This is a genomic window from Shinella sp. GW821-FHT11G07 (assembly GCF_058808115.1).
Map to the genome: position 1 here is coordinate 58,248 of NZ_JBXARJ010000020.1, position 13,694 is coordinate 71,941.

Genomic DNA, 13,694 nt, shown 5'->3' on the forward strand with positions numbered 1-13,694 from the left:
GCGATCTGCCGAATGGTGCCGGGCGCTTGCGTCACAGCCACAGCCATCGGCGAGACCGCCGTCGGCGTGTTATTCCGCAGCCTGTCGCCCTGCCGCACCCATTTCCTGGGCGGCAGCAAGGATGGCTTTCACGATGTTATGGTAGCCGGTGCATCGACAGATATTGCCTTCGAGGTTCTCGCGCACCGTCTTCTCGTCGAGCTCCGCACCGTAGCGGTTGATCATGTCAACCGCGGTCATCACCATGCCGGGCGTACAGAAGCCGCATTGCAGGCCGTGATTGGCCTTGAAGGCCGCCTGGACGGGGTGAAGCTCGCCGTTCGCAGCCAAGCCTTCGATGGTCAGTATGTCGGACCCCGCGGCCTGGGCCGCGAGGATGGAACAGCTTTTCACCGCCTTGCCATCCATATGCACGACACAGGCTCCGCACTGGGAGGTATCGCAGCCGACATGGGTTCCGGTGAGGCTTAGATTGTCGCGGATGAAGTGGACAAGCAGCGTGCGGTCCTCGCACTCCTTGCTCACCTTCCGGCCATTGACGGTCATTGCCACTTTCGCCATTCGTTCCTCCCTGGCGGTTCCTGTCCGCTGGGGTCGATCGATCCGAAGGTAGTATGCAGCGGGCGCCTTTACGACGCGGGCTGGGGATCAGACGACACCAGCATTCTCAATTCGCGTGCATTGCATTCCGGCAACGAGGGATGCGGCGACAGTTCCTCCACTGCCAGCGCAACCTCAACAGTCATATCATTTGATGTTTTGCCGCGCCGATCAACCGGTACTTTCAGGCAGGTGCGAAATTTCTCGTGACCGGTTTTGCCGGGGCTAAGCAAACGAAGCGGAAACGATATTTATTCGACCTGCAAAAAAATAGTTGTACGCCATGGACTTCCCTATTTCCGGCTATATTTTCAACGTCGGACAAACCTGACCGTCGACGACGGCCCCGGTATGTTATCTGAGTAGAAGGGGATAGTGCGGACCCCGGAAAACGCGGCCGCCACTCAACTTTGGAGAACATCTTCATGAAGAAAGTCATTGCGCTCGTTCTGGTCGGCCTGGCCGTCGCCAGCTGCACGCAGACGGAAAAGGGTGCGGGTATCGGCGCTGTCTCCGGCGCGATCATCGGTGGCGCCATCACCGGCGACGTTCGCGGTGCGGCCGTCGGCGCAGCCATCGGCGGTGTTTCGGGTGCTGTCATCGGCAGCGTCTCCGAGCAGCCCGGCCAGTGCTACTACCGTGACCGCTACGGCCGTCGCTATATCGACCGTTGCCCGTCGGGTTATTGATACCCGATACACGCAACCTATGCGAAGCCCCGGGCATGTTCCGGGGCTTTTGCTTTTCCGCGAGAGCAGAAAATCCCGATAAGCGCTTCAAATCTCGTTCCCGCCCGTGTAAAACCGCCGTTAACATTACAGAAAACCTAACGCGTTAGGGTCTTTTCTAGCCTGAGAGCTCCGGATGAATCGGAGCGCCTGAAGTCTGTGACGGAAGCATGTCGGTCTGCCGCGCGCACCGCACCCAAGGAGAAGGCGACGGATAGCTGCGGATGCGGGATAAAGTGAACCGGCCGGAAAAGAGTTTTGCGTTTCTGAGAGCTGGCACCGCCCTCGCGGTTGCTGCAGCACTTGCGTTCGGCCCGATATCCGTCAAACAGGCATCGGCTTTCGAGATCTTCGGCATGAAGTTCTTCGAGGACGAGGAAGAGACGACCTCGGTCATCGATCCGGTCAACTATACGCTGACGCTCAATCCCGGCACCGACGACGACGACCTCAAAACGGCGATCGAGAACACAGCGCGTCTCAAGCAGGATGAAGGCACGCCGGTGTCCGGTGATCTCGGCCTCGTCATCAAGGCGCGTGACGATCGCGACCGGATCCTCGCCGCCCTGTACGAAAACGCCCGTTATGGCGGCGTGGTGAATGTCACCATCGACGGACAGGACCTCGATTCCCTGCCACCGAGCCCGGAGTTCGGCCAGCGCGGGGCGATCCCCGTGACGATCAGTGTCGAGCCCGGCCCGGTCTTCACCTTCGGCGATGTCGCGTTCTCCGGCGATGCCGAGGGACGCAACCCCGCGGATTACGGCCTGGTGCCGGGCGCGCGTGCAGATTCTACCATCATCCTGAAGGCCGGCGAGAAGGTCGTCGTGGACCTCAAGGCCGAGGGGCGGCCGCTTGCCAAGCTGATCGAACGCAACGCGACGGCAGACCACAAGACGCAGACCGTCGATGTCGTCATCGCCGCCGAAGGCGGGCCGGTGGCACCCGTCGGCGAGGTTGGTGTCACCGGCACCAAGACGGTCGATGCGAATTTCGTGCAGCGCTATTCCCGCATCAATGCCGGCCAGCCCTATTCGCCGGAGGCGCTGACCAAGGCGGCGGAGCGGCTGCGTACGCTCGGCGTCTTCTCCAGCGTGACGATCCGCGAAGCCGACAAGCTCGCGCCCGATGGTTCGCTGCCGATGACCATTGAGGTTTCGGAAGGCAAACACCGCTATTTCGGTGTCGGCGCGCAATATTCGAACACGGACGGCATCGGCCTGCAGGGCTATTGGGGCCACCGCAATCTGTTTGGCGAGGCCGAGTCGCTGCGTCTCGAGGGATCGGTCAACCGGATCGGTGAATCGGATCTGGGCAATCTCGACTACTCGACGGCCATTCTGTTCTCCAAGCCCGGCGCCTTTGGCCCGGCCTCGACGTTCAATGCGAGCCTCAAGGCTTCGATCGTCGATCCCGACGCCTACAAGGCGTTCACCACCACGGTTGCCGCCGGCGTCAGCGTCGAGTTGTCCGACAGGGATACGGTGAGTGCCGGTGGTGAGCTCATGTGGAGCGATGTCGAGGACGCCTTCGGCAAGAACAAGTACCTGACGGCCAGCATCCCGATCGAGTATGTGCGCGACACCCGCGACGACAAGCTGAACCCGACCGAAGGCTACCGGCTGCTGCTCAACGCCAAGCCGAGCTACGAGACCTATCGCGGCACCTTCTTCTCCAGCTTCGAAGGCGCGATCACCGGCTACCAGGCGCTCGGTGCGGAAGATCGCGTCGTTCTCGCCGGCAAGCTCGCCGGCGGCACGATCATCGGCGGCAACGAGCTTTCCGACATTCCGGCGACGCGGCGCTTCTTCCTTGGCGGCGGCGGCACGGTGCGCGGTTACGGCTACCAGGAGATCTCGCCACGCAACAGCGAGGACAAGCTGCTCGGCGGGCGCTCCTATGTGGCGGCCTCGGCAGAGGTGCGCATCGGCGTGACCGAAACGATCGGCGTGGTGCCGTTCATCGATGTCGGTACGGTCTCGACGGATGAGGTGCCGGATTTCAGCGACATCCGGGCGGGCGCCGGTATCGGCCTGCGTTACGCGACACCATTCGGCCCGCTCCGGCTCGACGTGGCGGTGCCGCTGAACAAGTACCCCGGCGGAACCTCTTTCGGGATCTATGCCGGCATCGGTCAGTCCTTCTGACTGCCGCCCCAATTTTCGTCTAGACTCTTGATCGTCTGCGCGATTCGGATTCAAGACGTTGAGGAGCGATTCCCAGCGCTCCCCACACGCGAAATGGATGAAGCATGAACAGGCTGTCCCGAATTCTCCGCGCCACGCTCCGCTATATCGGCTACGGCCTTGCCGTTCTTCTGGTTGTTCTTGTCGCGCTCATCGGCTTTGTCGGTTTTACCGATGCCGGCGCGCGGTTTGCGGTGTCCTATGCGGAGAAGATCGCTGCGGCGAGCGGGCAGGTCATTTCGATCAGCGAACCGTCCGGGCTGCTGACGGGCAGGCTGCGGGCCGGCACCATCACGGTCGGCGACGCGAAGGGCACCTATGCGGAAATCCGCGACCTCGCCGTCGACTGGTCGCCACTCCAGCTGCTGTTCTTCAGCTTCGATGCGACGCGTGTCTCGGCCTCTTCCATCTCCCTGCTGCGTCTGCCGGAGCCGAAGGCCGACACTGAGAAATCCGACACGCCGTTCACCCTGCCGGTCGAAGTGCATATCGGCAGGCTGGAAGTGCCGGAACTCTTCGTCTCCGGAACGGTCGCCAAGCGGGACCAGCGCCTCGTCGTGACCGGCAGCGGCAATGCGACGGCCGATAGCGTCGCCGTAAAACTTTCCGCCTCTGAAATGGCGCGGCCGGATGCGCGTGTCGTGGCGGATATCGTGTTCAATCCGGCCGACAACGTGCTGCGACTTGAAGCGGATGTCGCCGAGCCGAAGGGGGGCCTGCTGGCCGCCCTGCTCAAGCTGCCGAACGATCCTGCCGTGGCGATCCGCCTGACGGGGGATGGTCCGCTCTCGCGATGGACGGGGCGCCTTGCCGCATCCCTCGACGGCACCGAAATGCTGCGGGTCGATGGCCGCCACGATCTTTCGGCCGAGGGCCTGCATACGGTTGCGCTGAACGGCGGCGGCACCTTCGACGCCCTGATGCCGCCGCAGCTTCGTCCGCTGTTTGCCGGCGAGACCGGCATCGACGTGGTCGCGGCCTTCGACGGTTCCGACATGCTGCGCATCGAAAAAGGGTCGATCTCGACTGGCGCCATGACACTCGGGGCCTCGGGCACGGTCAGCGCCAAGGGCGCGAACGATCTCGACGTCAAGCTTGCCGGCAAGGATGGCCCGATCGATTTCCGCTGGCCGCTTGCCGATGGCGATGCGCGCGTGCTGATCGAGGGCGCCGATATTTCTCTGACCGGCGAGGCGACGGCCGCAGCGCTGGAGGCGAATGCAACTGTCGTTTCGGCGGAGCTGCCGGCCGGCCGTATCGAAAACATCCGGCTTTCGGCGAAGAGCGACGCCTTCAATGTGGCCAGCCAGTCCGGCCGCATCGACGCGACGCTGGAAACCGGCACGACGGCCTTTGCCAATGCCGATGTCGACCGCATGGTGAAGGGGCCTGTAAAGCTCGTGACCACGCTGAACATTTCGCCAAGCGAGGTCGCCTTCGATCCTGCGACGCTTGAAAGCGCCAGCATTGGCGGCACGCTGTCCGGTCGTTACGGCATCGAAAGCCGTGAGGCGGACGTCAATTTCCGTCTCTTCGCACTGCCTGCCGTGCTGCCGCCGGCGCTTTCCGGCAAGTTCGATACGACGATTGCGATGGAAGGCCGGGTTCAGCTGGCGAGCGATGGTGCGGTTCAGGTCTCAGGCCTCCAGGTCAAGTCCGGCACGCTGGAAACGGCAGGGTCCGTGTCGCTCGGCAAGGGCAATCTGGAGGCTGCTCTGACCGGCAAGGTGCTGAACCTCGGCAAGTTGCTTGCCGATGCCGCCGGCGAGGCAGCCTTCGAACTGTCGGCCACCGGCCCCGTGCAGGGGCTCGACGTCTCGGCCAAGGTCACGTCAAGCGGCGCGACGCTGTCCGGCCGCACCCTGAGTGACCTCGTGGTGACGCTGACCGGCAAGGCCGTTGCGGATAGCCCCTCCGGTGAACTGACGGCCACCGGCGCGCTCGATGGGCAGCCGATCAACGTACGCTCCAGCATCACATCGGAAGGCGGTCGCATTTCCGTGCCGGTGCTTGAGGCTGAGATCGGCCCGAACACGCTGAAGGGCTCTCTGGCGCTCGCGCAGAATTTCATGCCCGATGGTACGATCCGCTTCGACTTCCCGGATCTCGGCCTGCTCGCGGCGATGGCCGGCCAGCAGGCGGCCGGCGATCTTTCCGGTCTCGTGGAAATCGCGACGACGAACGGCAAGACCTCGGCCACCGTGCAGGCTTCCGGCTCGGCGATCCGGCGCGATGCGGTGAGCATCACCAAACCCGCTGTCGATCTCGAGATTGCCGACCTTGCCACCGCCGCGATCACCGGCTCGGTTCGCGCCGAACGCGTGGCCTCGGGTGAAAACCGCATCGAGGCCCTGCGCCTCGATTTTTCGCGCGAAGGGCAGGCGACCAATTTCGACCTGACCGGCCGGCTCGATGGTGCGCCGCTCGTGACGAAGGGTAAGGTCCTCCAGCGTGACGGCGGCCTTGATATCGCTTTGCAGACGGTCGAGGCAGCACCTCGACGCATTGCGCTGAAGCTTGCCAAGCCGACGACGATCAAAGTCACCAATGGCGTTGCGGCGCTTGACGGGCTGACCATCCAGGCGGGGCGCGGCTCCGTCGCCATCTCCGGCCGTGCGGGCGAGACACTTGATTTGTCGCTGCGGCTCAATGCGTTACCGGCGGCGCTCGTCAACAATTTCGCGGCTGGCCTGGGGGCCGATGGCTCGATCGGCGGCACGGTGACGGTCAAGGGCAAGGCGGCGGCACCCGTCGTCAACTATGCGCTCGACTGGGACGGCGCCGTCACGAGCCATACCCGCGGCGCGGGCATCGGCGCACTGAAAATCAATGCGAAGGGTGAGTTCGCCAACAATCAGGTGCGGCTCGATACGGTGCTCACCGGGGGTGGCGGCTTGTCCTTCCGCGGCGGCGGCACGGTCGGCATCGGTGGTGCAACGCCGCTCGGGCTCAAGTTCAACGGCACGGTGCCGTTCGGCCTGCTGCAGGGCCAGCTGTCCGCGCAGGGGTTCGTGCTGACGGGCAATGCCAATGTCGACGTCTCCATCGGCGGTACGGCGGCAGCCCCTTCCATTACCGGCAGCATCACGGCGGGCGGTGCACGCCTTGTCGACGTGCGTCGCAACCTCGCGGTCGAAAACCTGACGATCCGCGTCACCATGGATGGGCGCCAGGCGGTGATCGAAACCGTCTCGGGCAAGCTTGCGAGCGGCGGCCAGCTTTCGGCCAGTGGCCGCGTCGGCATCGATCCGGCAAGCGGCTTCCCGGTCGATGTGGCCGTCAAGCTCGGCGACATTACCTATGTCGATGGCACGCTGGTGACGGCGAATGTCGCTGGTGACCTGACGCTGAAGGGCCCTGTGGCCGCGCTTGCGCTGGGCGGCAATGTACGCATCAACAAGGCGAACATTACCATTCCGCAAAAACTGCCGGCCTCGCTCTCCGAGATCGACATCAAGCACCGCAATGCGCCGGCCGACGTCAAGCGCATGACCGCGGACGTCCAGCGCGATCAGGGCGGCGGTGGGGGCGCCTCGCGTGGCATTGCGCTTGATTTGACCATCGAAGCCCCCGGGCAGCTTTTCGTGCGCGGCCGCGGCATCAACGCGGAACTCGGCGGCAGCCTGAAGATCACCGGCACATCCTCGTCGCCCGTCGTGTCGGGCGGCTTCGAGCTGGAGCGCGGGCGCATGGAAATCCTGACGCGGCGCCTCGATTTCACTAGCGCACATATCGGTTTTGCCGGCGGTCTGGTGCCGACGGTCAACCTCGTTGCAGGCAGCTCGGCAGGCACGACGGAAATCACGGTGACGGTGGCGGGCCAGGCCAACAATCCGACGGTCACCTTCGCCTCATCGCCATCGCTGCCACAAGATGAAATCCTGGCACAGCTCATCTTCAACCGGTCGATGTCGAACCTTTCGGCGATACAGATCGCCCAGCTTGCCTCAGCTGCCAGCCAGCTTGCCGGCGGCAGCTCGACCGGCCTGCTCGACAGCCTGCGCAGCAAGCTCGGTGTCGACGATCTCGACATCACGACGGATTCGGAAGGCCGGGCGGCGGTTTCGGCGGGAAAATATCTCAATGAGCGAACCTATATCGAACTGAAGCAGGATCCGGAGACGAACGGCGCCAAGGCGGTGATCAACCTCGACGTCGGCCGCGGCCTCAAGCTGCGCGGCGAGGCCGGCAGCGGCGGCAGCGCCGGTGCGGGTATCTTCTATGAGAAGGAATATTGAGGCCGCCGTGCAGGTGCACGTTGCCTCATCCTCGGGTCAAGCCCGACGATGACGGAGGAGAGGGAGCGACCTGAGCCGGGGCGTTTGCTAACGTCAGTGCGTTCTTCGTCGTCTTCAACAAAATATTCGTCTCGGTCACGGTGATGCCATCGATGAGGCGGATGCGGTGCAGCGTCTCGTCGAAGGTTCCGAGGTCGCGGTCCTCCAGTTCGGCGATGAAATCCCAGCGGCCGTTGGTGGAGTGAAGGGCGCGCACCTGCGGCAGGCCACGAAGCTGCACAGCCACCCGGTCGGCCATCTTGCCGTGCACCTCGATCATCACGATGGCGCGCACACCACTGCCCGTCAGTTCCGACCCCGTCTTGATGGTGAAGGCGGCGATGGTGCCGGAGGTGACCAGCCGCTCGATCCGCGCCGCCACTGTGGCGCGCGAGGCGCCCGTCAGCGCGGCAAGGGAGGAGACAGGGGTGCGGGCATTGTGGCGCAGCGCGCCGATCAATGCGTGGTCTAGGTCGTCGAGGCTTACCATTGTGTCGCCCGGTGCTTGGCAAATTGCTGAATTCGACCGTCTATCTGTCAGTTTTTCATCTTTTTGCCAACAAGGAGACCGGCAATAATCGGCCAAAACCGGAAAACCGGCACGCACGCATCTGCGGGGAAACCATGGCTGAAAATAACAAGCATATCGCGCTGATCGGCGCACCTCTGGAAGAAGGCTCCGGCCGCCGTGGCGCGGCGATGGGGCCGACGGCGCTACGTATCGCCGGTCTCGATTCAACCCTGATCGAGCTTGGGCACACCGTGACCGACGAAGGCGATCTGCGTCCGGTACCGGCGCGTGACCTTGCCAACCATCCTAAGGCGAACAATCTGCAGATCGTCGCCGCCTTCACGCGCGCGCTCGACGCAGCCGTCTATGATGCGGCCCGCGGCGGCAAGTTCCCGTTGATACTTGGCGGCGACCATGCGCTTTCGATGGGGTCCGTCTCCGGCATGGCGCGGCATGCGGCTGATCAGGGCCGTCCGCTCTTCGTGCTCTGGCTCGATGCGCATGCGGATTTCAATTCGCCGGCGACCTCGCCCTCCGGCAACATGCACGGCATGCCGGTCGCCTTCTTCTGCGGCCAGGCCGAGTTCGCGCCGATCCTCGAAGCCGGCCGCCCGATGGTCGATCCGAAGAACGTTTTCCAGGTCGGCATCCGTTCCGTCGATGCGCGCGAGCGCGAAGAGATCGCCGAGCACGGCGTCAATGTCTATGACATGCGCTCGATCGACGAGACCGGCATGGCGCATATCATGCACGACATCATCGCACGCATCAAAGCGGCGAACGGCCTCTTGCATGTCAGCCTCGACGTCGATTTCCTCGATCCGGAACTGGCGCCCGGCGTCGGCACGACCGTTCCGGGCGGCGCGACGTTCCGCGAGGCCCATCTCATCATGGAGATGCTCTGCGACAGCGGTCTCGTCTCCTCGCTCGACGTGGTCGAGCTCAACCCTTTCCTCGACGATCGCGGCAAGAGCGCCCGCATTCTCGTCGAACTGACCGCAAGCCTTTTCGGGCGCCGCATTCTCGACCGGCCGACCCGCAGCGCCTGAACCCTGGAGGATTTTATGACGCCGTCGACTGCAAGCCTGATCGAAACCGAGTACCGTCTCGGTGCCCATAACTACAAGCCGCTCGATGTGGTGCTGTCGCGCGGCGAGGGTGTCCATGTCTGGGATATCGACGGCAACCGCTATCTGGATTGCCTTTCGGCCTATTCGGCGGTGAACCAGGGGCATTGCCACCCGAAGATTCTTGCAGCGATGGTCGAGCAGGCTCAAAAGCTGACGCTCACCTCGCGGGCCTTCCGCAACGACCAGCTCGCACATTTCTACGAAGAGATCGCCGCACTCACCGGTTCGCACAAGGTGCTGCCGATGAATTCCGGCGCCGAGGCGGTCGAGACCGCGGTCAAGGCCGTGCGCAAGTGGGGTTACGAGGTGAAGGGCGTGCCGGAAGGCCAGGCCGAGATCATCGTCTGCGACAACAATTTCCATGGTCGTACCATGGGCATCGTCGGATTCTCGACGGATCCGGATGCGCGCACCGGCTTCGGTCCCTTCGCGCCGGGCTTCCGCCATGTACCGTTCGGTGACCTCGAGGCTTTCCGCGCGGCAATCAACGAGAATACGGTCGCCTTCCTTATCGAGCCGATCCAGGGTGAGGCGGGTGTGCTGATCCCGCCGGCCGGCTATTTTTCGTCCGTCCGTGAACTTTGCACCCAGCACGGCATCACGCTGATCCTCGACGAGATCCAGACCGGCCTCGGCCGCACGGGAAAACTGCTCGCCGAAGAACATGAGGGCATTGAGGCGGATGTGACGCTGGTCGGCAAGGCGCTGTCCGGCGGCTTCTATCCGGTCTCGGCGGTGCTTTCGAACAGCGAAGTGCTGGGCGTCCTGAAGCCCGGCCAGCACGGCTCGACCTTCGGCGGCAATCCGCTCGCCTGCGCCATCGCGCGTGCAGCGCTGAAGGTGCTGGTCGAGGAAGACATGATCGGCAACTCGGAGCGCATGGGCGACCGTTTCCAGGATGGCCTAAAGGGCATCCGCTCCAACATCATAAAGGACGTGCGCGGCCGCGGCCTGATGTTGGCCGTGGAACTCGACCCGGCTGCTGGCGGTGCGCGGAAATATTGCGAGGCGCTGAAGGAGCGTGGCATCCTCGCCAAGGACACCCATGGCGACACGATCCGCATCGCGCCGCCGCTCGTCATCACCGGCGATCAGGTGGACTGGGCGCTCGAACAGTTCGAGGCCGTGCTGCGGACTTGATGTTTGCAGAAGTTGGAAAAAACCGGGGGCTCCGCGGCATTGCGGGGCCTTCTTTCGTTCGGGGCGTAACAATCGTTCGGGCGTTTGAAAGATTTTAACCAGGGCGTGCATAGGATTGGAGCACGACGCAGACCAACCTGGAAAGATCCCGATGACCTCCATCAATACGGCCAGCTTTGCCGGCGATACCCTCGAAATCATCGCATTCCGCCTGCATGATCAGGAATTCTGCGTGAAGACGACGACGATCCGCGAAATCCGCGGCTGGGCGCCGTCCACGCCGATTCCGCATTCGCCGCCGGACGTCATCGGCGTGATGAACCTGCGCGGCACGGTGATCCCGATCATCGACCTTGCCCACAAGCTCGGCATGAAGAGCACGGAAGCCAACGAGCGCAGCGCCATCGTGGTGGCCGAAGTGCACAGCATGGTCGTCGGCCTCGTCGTCGACCGGGTCTCCGACATTCTGACCATCCGCAGTGAGCAGCTCCAGCCGGTGCCGGAGGTAACGACCTCCTTCGACAAGGCCTATGCCGAAGGCATTATTGCCCATGAGAACGGCATGATCTGCTTCCTCAATCTTTCGCGCATGTTCAAGGAACGCGACATGGAGGACATGGCGGCCTGATCGCCCTACGCAATCATCCGTTTCGCTTCAGAAAAAACCGCCGTGCCTGTGCGCGGCGGTTTTTTTCTGTCCGAAGTGGGTGCAACTTTTTAGTGAATTAGCGTACTGAAAAAGAATTGCCTTCCTGACGTAACGTTAGCGCTATTATCCAGCGTGCTCTGTAAGTTATTGTTATGTAATAGATCTAAAACTCGCCATCTGGCTTTCATCAATTGTTAAGGCTGCCACTCCATCTTGGATTGTAGACACGCATTTCGGCGGCCGGCAAAAAACCTCCCGCATGGATTGAATCTCTGAGAGTCAAGACACGGTCCTCGCCACGGACCGTGCCCCAACGCATCAACCGACGATCGCCACGCGGTCCGTGGCTGTCACACAAGGGGACAGGTCATGCTTTCAATCGCGAAATCCATGGATGCGGGCCACATCATCGACGCGCTGTCGCGCTCGCAGGCCGTGATCCAGTTCGATCTTACCGGCAACATCCTCACCGCCAATGAAAACTTCTGCCGGGCACTCGGCTACGACCTGAAGGACATTGTCGGCAAACATCATCGCATCTTCTGCGAAGCGGGCTACGCGGCGAGCGAGGAATACCGGCAGTTCTGGGCGCGCCTCGGGCGCGGTGAATACGACGCCTCCAGCTACAAGCGCCTGCGCAAGGATGGCGGTGAAATCTGGATCCAGGCCTCGTACAATCCGATCTTTCGTCGCGGCAAGGCCTACAAGGTCGTCAAGTTCGCCACCGACATCACCGAGGCGAAGATGCAGGCGGCGGAGGATGCCAGCAAGCTCGATGCGATCTCTCGTTCGCAGGCCGTGATCGAGTTCACGCCGACCGGCGAAATCCTGAATGCCAACGAGAATTTCTGTGCCGGGCTTGGTTACGATCTCTCGGAAATTCGCGGCAAGCACCACCGCATGTTCTGCGATCCCGCCTATGTGCAGACGCAGGCCTATGCGGACTTCTGGAAGAACCTGGCTGCCGGGCAATTCATCTCCAACGAATTCGTGCGCTACGGCAAGGGTGGACGGGAAATCTGGATCCAGGCCGCCTATAACCCAATCCGCGACCTGAATGGCCGGGTCTACAAGGTGGTCAAGTTCGCGACAGATGTCACCGAGCGCATGTCGGCGATCAATGCGCTTGGCGGCGCGCTGAAGGCGCTGTCGGAAGGCGACCTCACGCAAAACCTTGCCACGCCCTTCGTGCCCTCGATGGAAGCCGTGCGCCGGGACTTCAACGAAGCGGTCGCCGGCCTGCACGAGACCATGCGGACAGTCGAAACCAACGCCAATGCCATCGCGTCCGGCGCGCAGGAAATCCGCTCGGCGGCGGACGACCTTGCCAAGCGCACCGAACAGCAGGCCGCCTCCGTGGAAGAGACCGCAGCGGCGCTCGACGAGATCACCACGACGGTTGCCGATTCGAGCCGGCGGGCCGACGAGGCCGGTTCGCTGGTCACCAAGACCCGGGTGGGTGCGGAGAAGTCCGGTGAGGTCGTCAAGAAGGCGATCGGTGCGATGGGACAGATCGAGCAGTCCTCGCGCGAAATCTCCAACATCATCGGCGTCATCGACGACATCGCCTTCCAAACCAACCTTCTGGCGCTGAATGCCGGCGTGGAAGCGGCGCGTGCCGGCGAGGCCGGCAAGGGCTTTGCCGTCGTGGCGCAGGAGGTGCGGGAACTCGCGCAGCGTTCGGCAAGTGCGGCGAAGGACATCAAGGCGCTCATCACCACCTCCGGCGAGCAGGTGAAGAGCGGTGTCGCCCTAGTCGACGAGACGGGGCGGGCCTTGCAGGAAATCCTGACGCAGGTCCATGACGTGCATACCAACGTGGCGGCGATCGTCGTGGCCTCGCGCGAGCAGTCCACCGGGCTTCGCGAGATCAACCAGTCGGTCAACTCGATGGACCAGGCGACGCAACAGAATGCGGCGATGGTTGAGGAAAGCACGGCGGCAAGCCACGCCATGGCCCGCGAGGCGGATGCACTGCATGGGCTCATTCGCCGGTTCAAACTTGCCGGCAATGCGCAGCCGACGCATCGAGCCTCAGCGCCGGCACACGTAACACAGCTTCATGCCGTAGCGCGCACCCTGCGGGCGCCGCGTGGCTCCACGGCGTCGGCAGCGGAGAACTGGGAAGAGTTCTGAGCGCGAACCGCGGCATGAAAAAACGGCCGGCAGCAATGCCGGCCGTTGGTGTTTCAGGGCAGGGCCTCAGTGTGCAGCGGGCGCGCTGTTGGCCAAAGCGGGCGGCACTTCCGCAGGCGCTGGACGCCGGATCAGCGGCACGGCCTGCAGGACGAGACTATCGAGGCCTTCGCCACCGTGGTTATCGACGATATCGAAAAGCTGTCGGCGCATACGGGGTTCCCAGAACTTGTTGATGTGGGTGGCCACACCGTTCGGCCCCTCGCTGGCGGGTTGCGAGTGGAAGAAGGTGGCGATCTGGTTCGCCATCCTGACGAGCTTGTTGCCTTCCGACATG

The 13,694-nt window shown here is 63.2% G+C and carries 9 protein-coding genes and 1 pseudogene; 7 read left to right on the forward strand and 3 right to left on the reverse strand.

Going from position 1 to position 13,694, the window contains the following annotated elements:
• Positions 1-69: 69 nt before the first annotated feature.
• Positions 70-561 carry a (2Fe-2S)-binding protein gene (locus AC1RT2_RS28630; protein ID WP_493107422.1) on the reverse strand — a complete coding sequence of 164 codons (492 nt, stop codon included), beginning with the start codon at positions 559-561 and terminating at the stop codon, positions 70-72.
• 464 nt (positions 562-1,025) lie between these two features.
• Between AC1RT2_RS28630 and AC1RT2_RS28635 the strand changes: the two genes are divergently transcribed.
• From AC1RT2_RS28635 to AC1RT2_RS28645, 3 genes are all read left to right on the forward strand, one after another.
• The gene (locus AC1RT2_RS28635; RefSeq protein ID WP_069061606.1) at positions 1,026-1,289 is read left to right on the forward strand and encodes a YMGG-like glycine zipper-containing protein; all 264 of its coding nucleotides are present in this window, start codon (positions 1,026-1,028) and stop codon (positions 1,287-1,289) included.
• Positions 1,290-1,552: 263 nt separating this feature from the next.
• Complete coding sequence (locus AC1RT2_RS28640) at positions 1,553-3,475, forward strand: autotransporter assembly complex protein TamA (RefSeq protein WP_493107425.1); 1,923 nt, start codon at positions 1,553-1,555, stop codon at positions 3,473-3,475.
• Positions 3,476-5,106: 1,631 nt separating this feature from the next.
• On the forward strand, positions 5,107-7,752 hold the full coding sequence (locus tag AC1RT2_RS28645) for a translocation/assembly module TamB domain-containing protein (protein WP_493107480.1): 2,646 nt from the start codon (positions 5,107-5,109) through the stop codon (positions 7,750-7,752).
• Positions 7,753-7,855: 103 nt separating this feature from the next.
• Here the strand turns inward: AC1RT2_RS28645 and AC1RT2_RS28650 are convergent.
• Positions 7,856-8,281: pseudogene (locus tag AC1RT2_RS28650) on the reverse strand (Lrp/AsnC family transcriptional regulator); the annotation flags it as partial.
• A 134-nt stretch (positions 8,282-8,415) separates the two neighbouring features.
• On the opposite strand from AC1RT2_RS28650, the gene rocF reads away from it, so the two are divergent.
• The 4 genes from rocF (at position 8,416) to AC1RT2_RS28670 (ending at position 13,357) form a co-directional block, all read left to right on the forward strand.
• A complete protein-coding gene (gene rocF / locus AC1RT2_RS28655) occupies positions 8,416-9,351 on the forward strand; it encodes an arginase (RefSeq protein ID WP_069061607.1) in 936 nt (311 codons plus the stop codon).
• 15 nt (positions 9,352-9,366) lie between these two features.
• Positions 9,367-10,572, forward strand: coding sequence for an ornithine--oxo-acid transaminase (gene rocD / locus AC1RT2_RS28660; protein WP_493107427.1), 1,206 nt, complete (start codon positions 9,367-9,369; stop codon positions 10,570-10,572).
• Between the two features lie 151 nt (positions 10,573-10,723).
• Positions 10,724-11,200 (forward strand): chemotaxis protein CheW, encoded by a 477-nt coding sequence (locus tag AC1RT2_RS28665; RefSeq protein WP_069060875.1) that lies wholly within the window; start codon positions 10,724-10,726, stop codon positions 11,198-11,200.
• A gap of 390 nt (positions 11,201-11,590) precedes the next feature.
• Positions 11,591-13,357 (forward strand): methyl-accepting chemotaxis protein, encoded by a 1,767-nt coding sequence (locus tag AC1RT2_RS28670; protein WP_493107429.1) that lies wholly within the window; start codon positions 11,591-11,593, stop codon positions 13,355-13,357.
• A gap of 66 nt (positions 13,358-13,423) precedes the next feature.
• On the opposite strand, the gene AC1RT2_RS28675 is transcribed toward AC1RT2_RS28670, so the two are convergent.
• Complete coding sequence (locus tag AC1RT2_RS28675) at positions 13,424-13,693, reverse strand: formate dehydrogenase subunit delta (protein WP_069060877.1); 270 nt, start codon at positions 13,691-13,693, stop codon at positions 13,424-13,426.
• Position 13,694: the final 1 nt, after the last annotated feature.

Coding starts and splice junctions, on each gene's coding strand:
- AC1RT2_RS28665 (WP_069060875.1), top strand. CDS start 10,724: ATGACCTCCATCAATACGGCCAGCTTTGCCGGCGATACCCTCGAAATC.
- AC1RT2_RS28635 (WP_069061606.1), top strand. CDS start 1,026: ATGAAGAAAGTCATTGCGCTCGTTCTGGTCGGCCTGGCCGTCGCCAGC.
- AC1RT2_RS28670 (WP_493107429.1), top strand. CDS start 11,591: ATGCTTTCAATCGCGAAATCCATGGATGCGGGCCACATCATCGACGCG.
- AC1RT2_RS28630 (WP_493107422.1), bottom strand. CDS start 561: ATGGCGAAAGTGGCAATGACCGTCAATGGCCGGAAGGTGAGCAAGGAG.
- rocF (WP_069061607.1), top strand. CDS start 8,416: ATGGCTGAAAATAACAAGCATATCGCGCTGATCGGCGCACCTCTGGAA.
- AC1RT2_RS28645 (WP_493107480.1), top strand. CDS start 5,107: ATGGAAGGCCGGGTTCAGCTGGCGAGCGATGGTGCGGTTCAGGTCTCA.
- AC1RT2_RS28640 (WP_493107425.1), top strand. CDS start 1,553: ATGCGGGATAAAGTGAACCGGCCGGAAAAGAGTTTTGCGTTTCTGAGA.
- AC1RT2_RS28675 (WP_069060877.1), bottom strand. CDS start 13,693: ATGTCGGAAGGCAACAAGCTCGTCAGGATGGCGAACCAGATCGCCACC.
- rocD (WP_493107427.1), top strand. CDS start 9,367: ATGACGCCGTCGACTGCAAGCCTGATCGAAACCGAGTACCGTCTCGGT.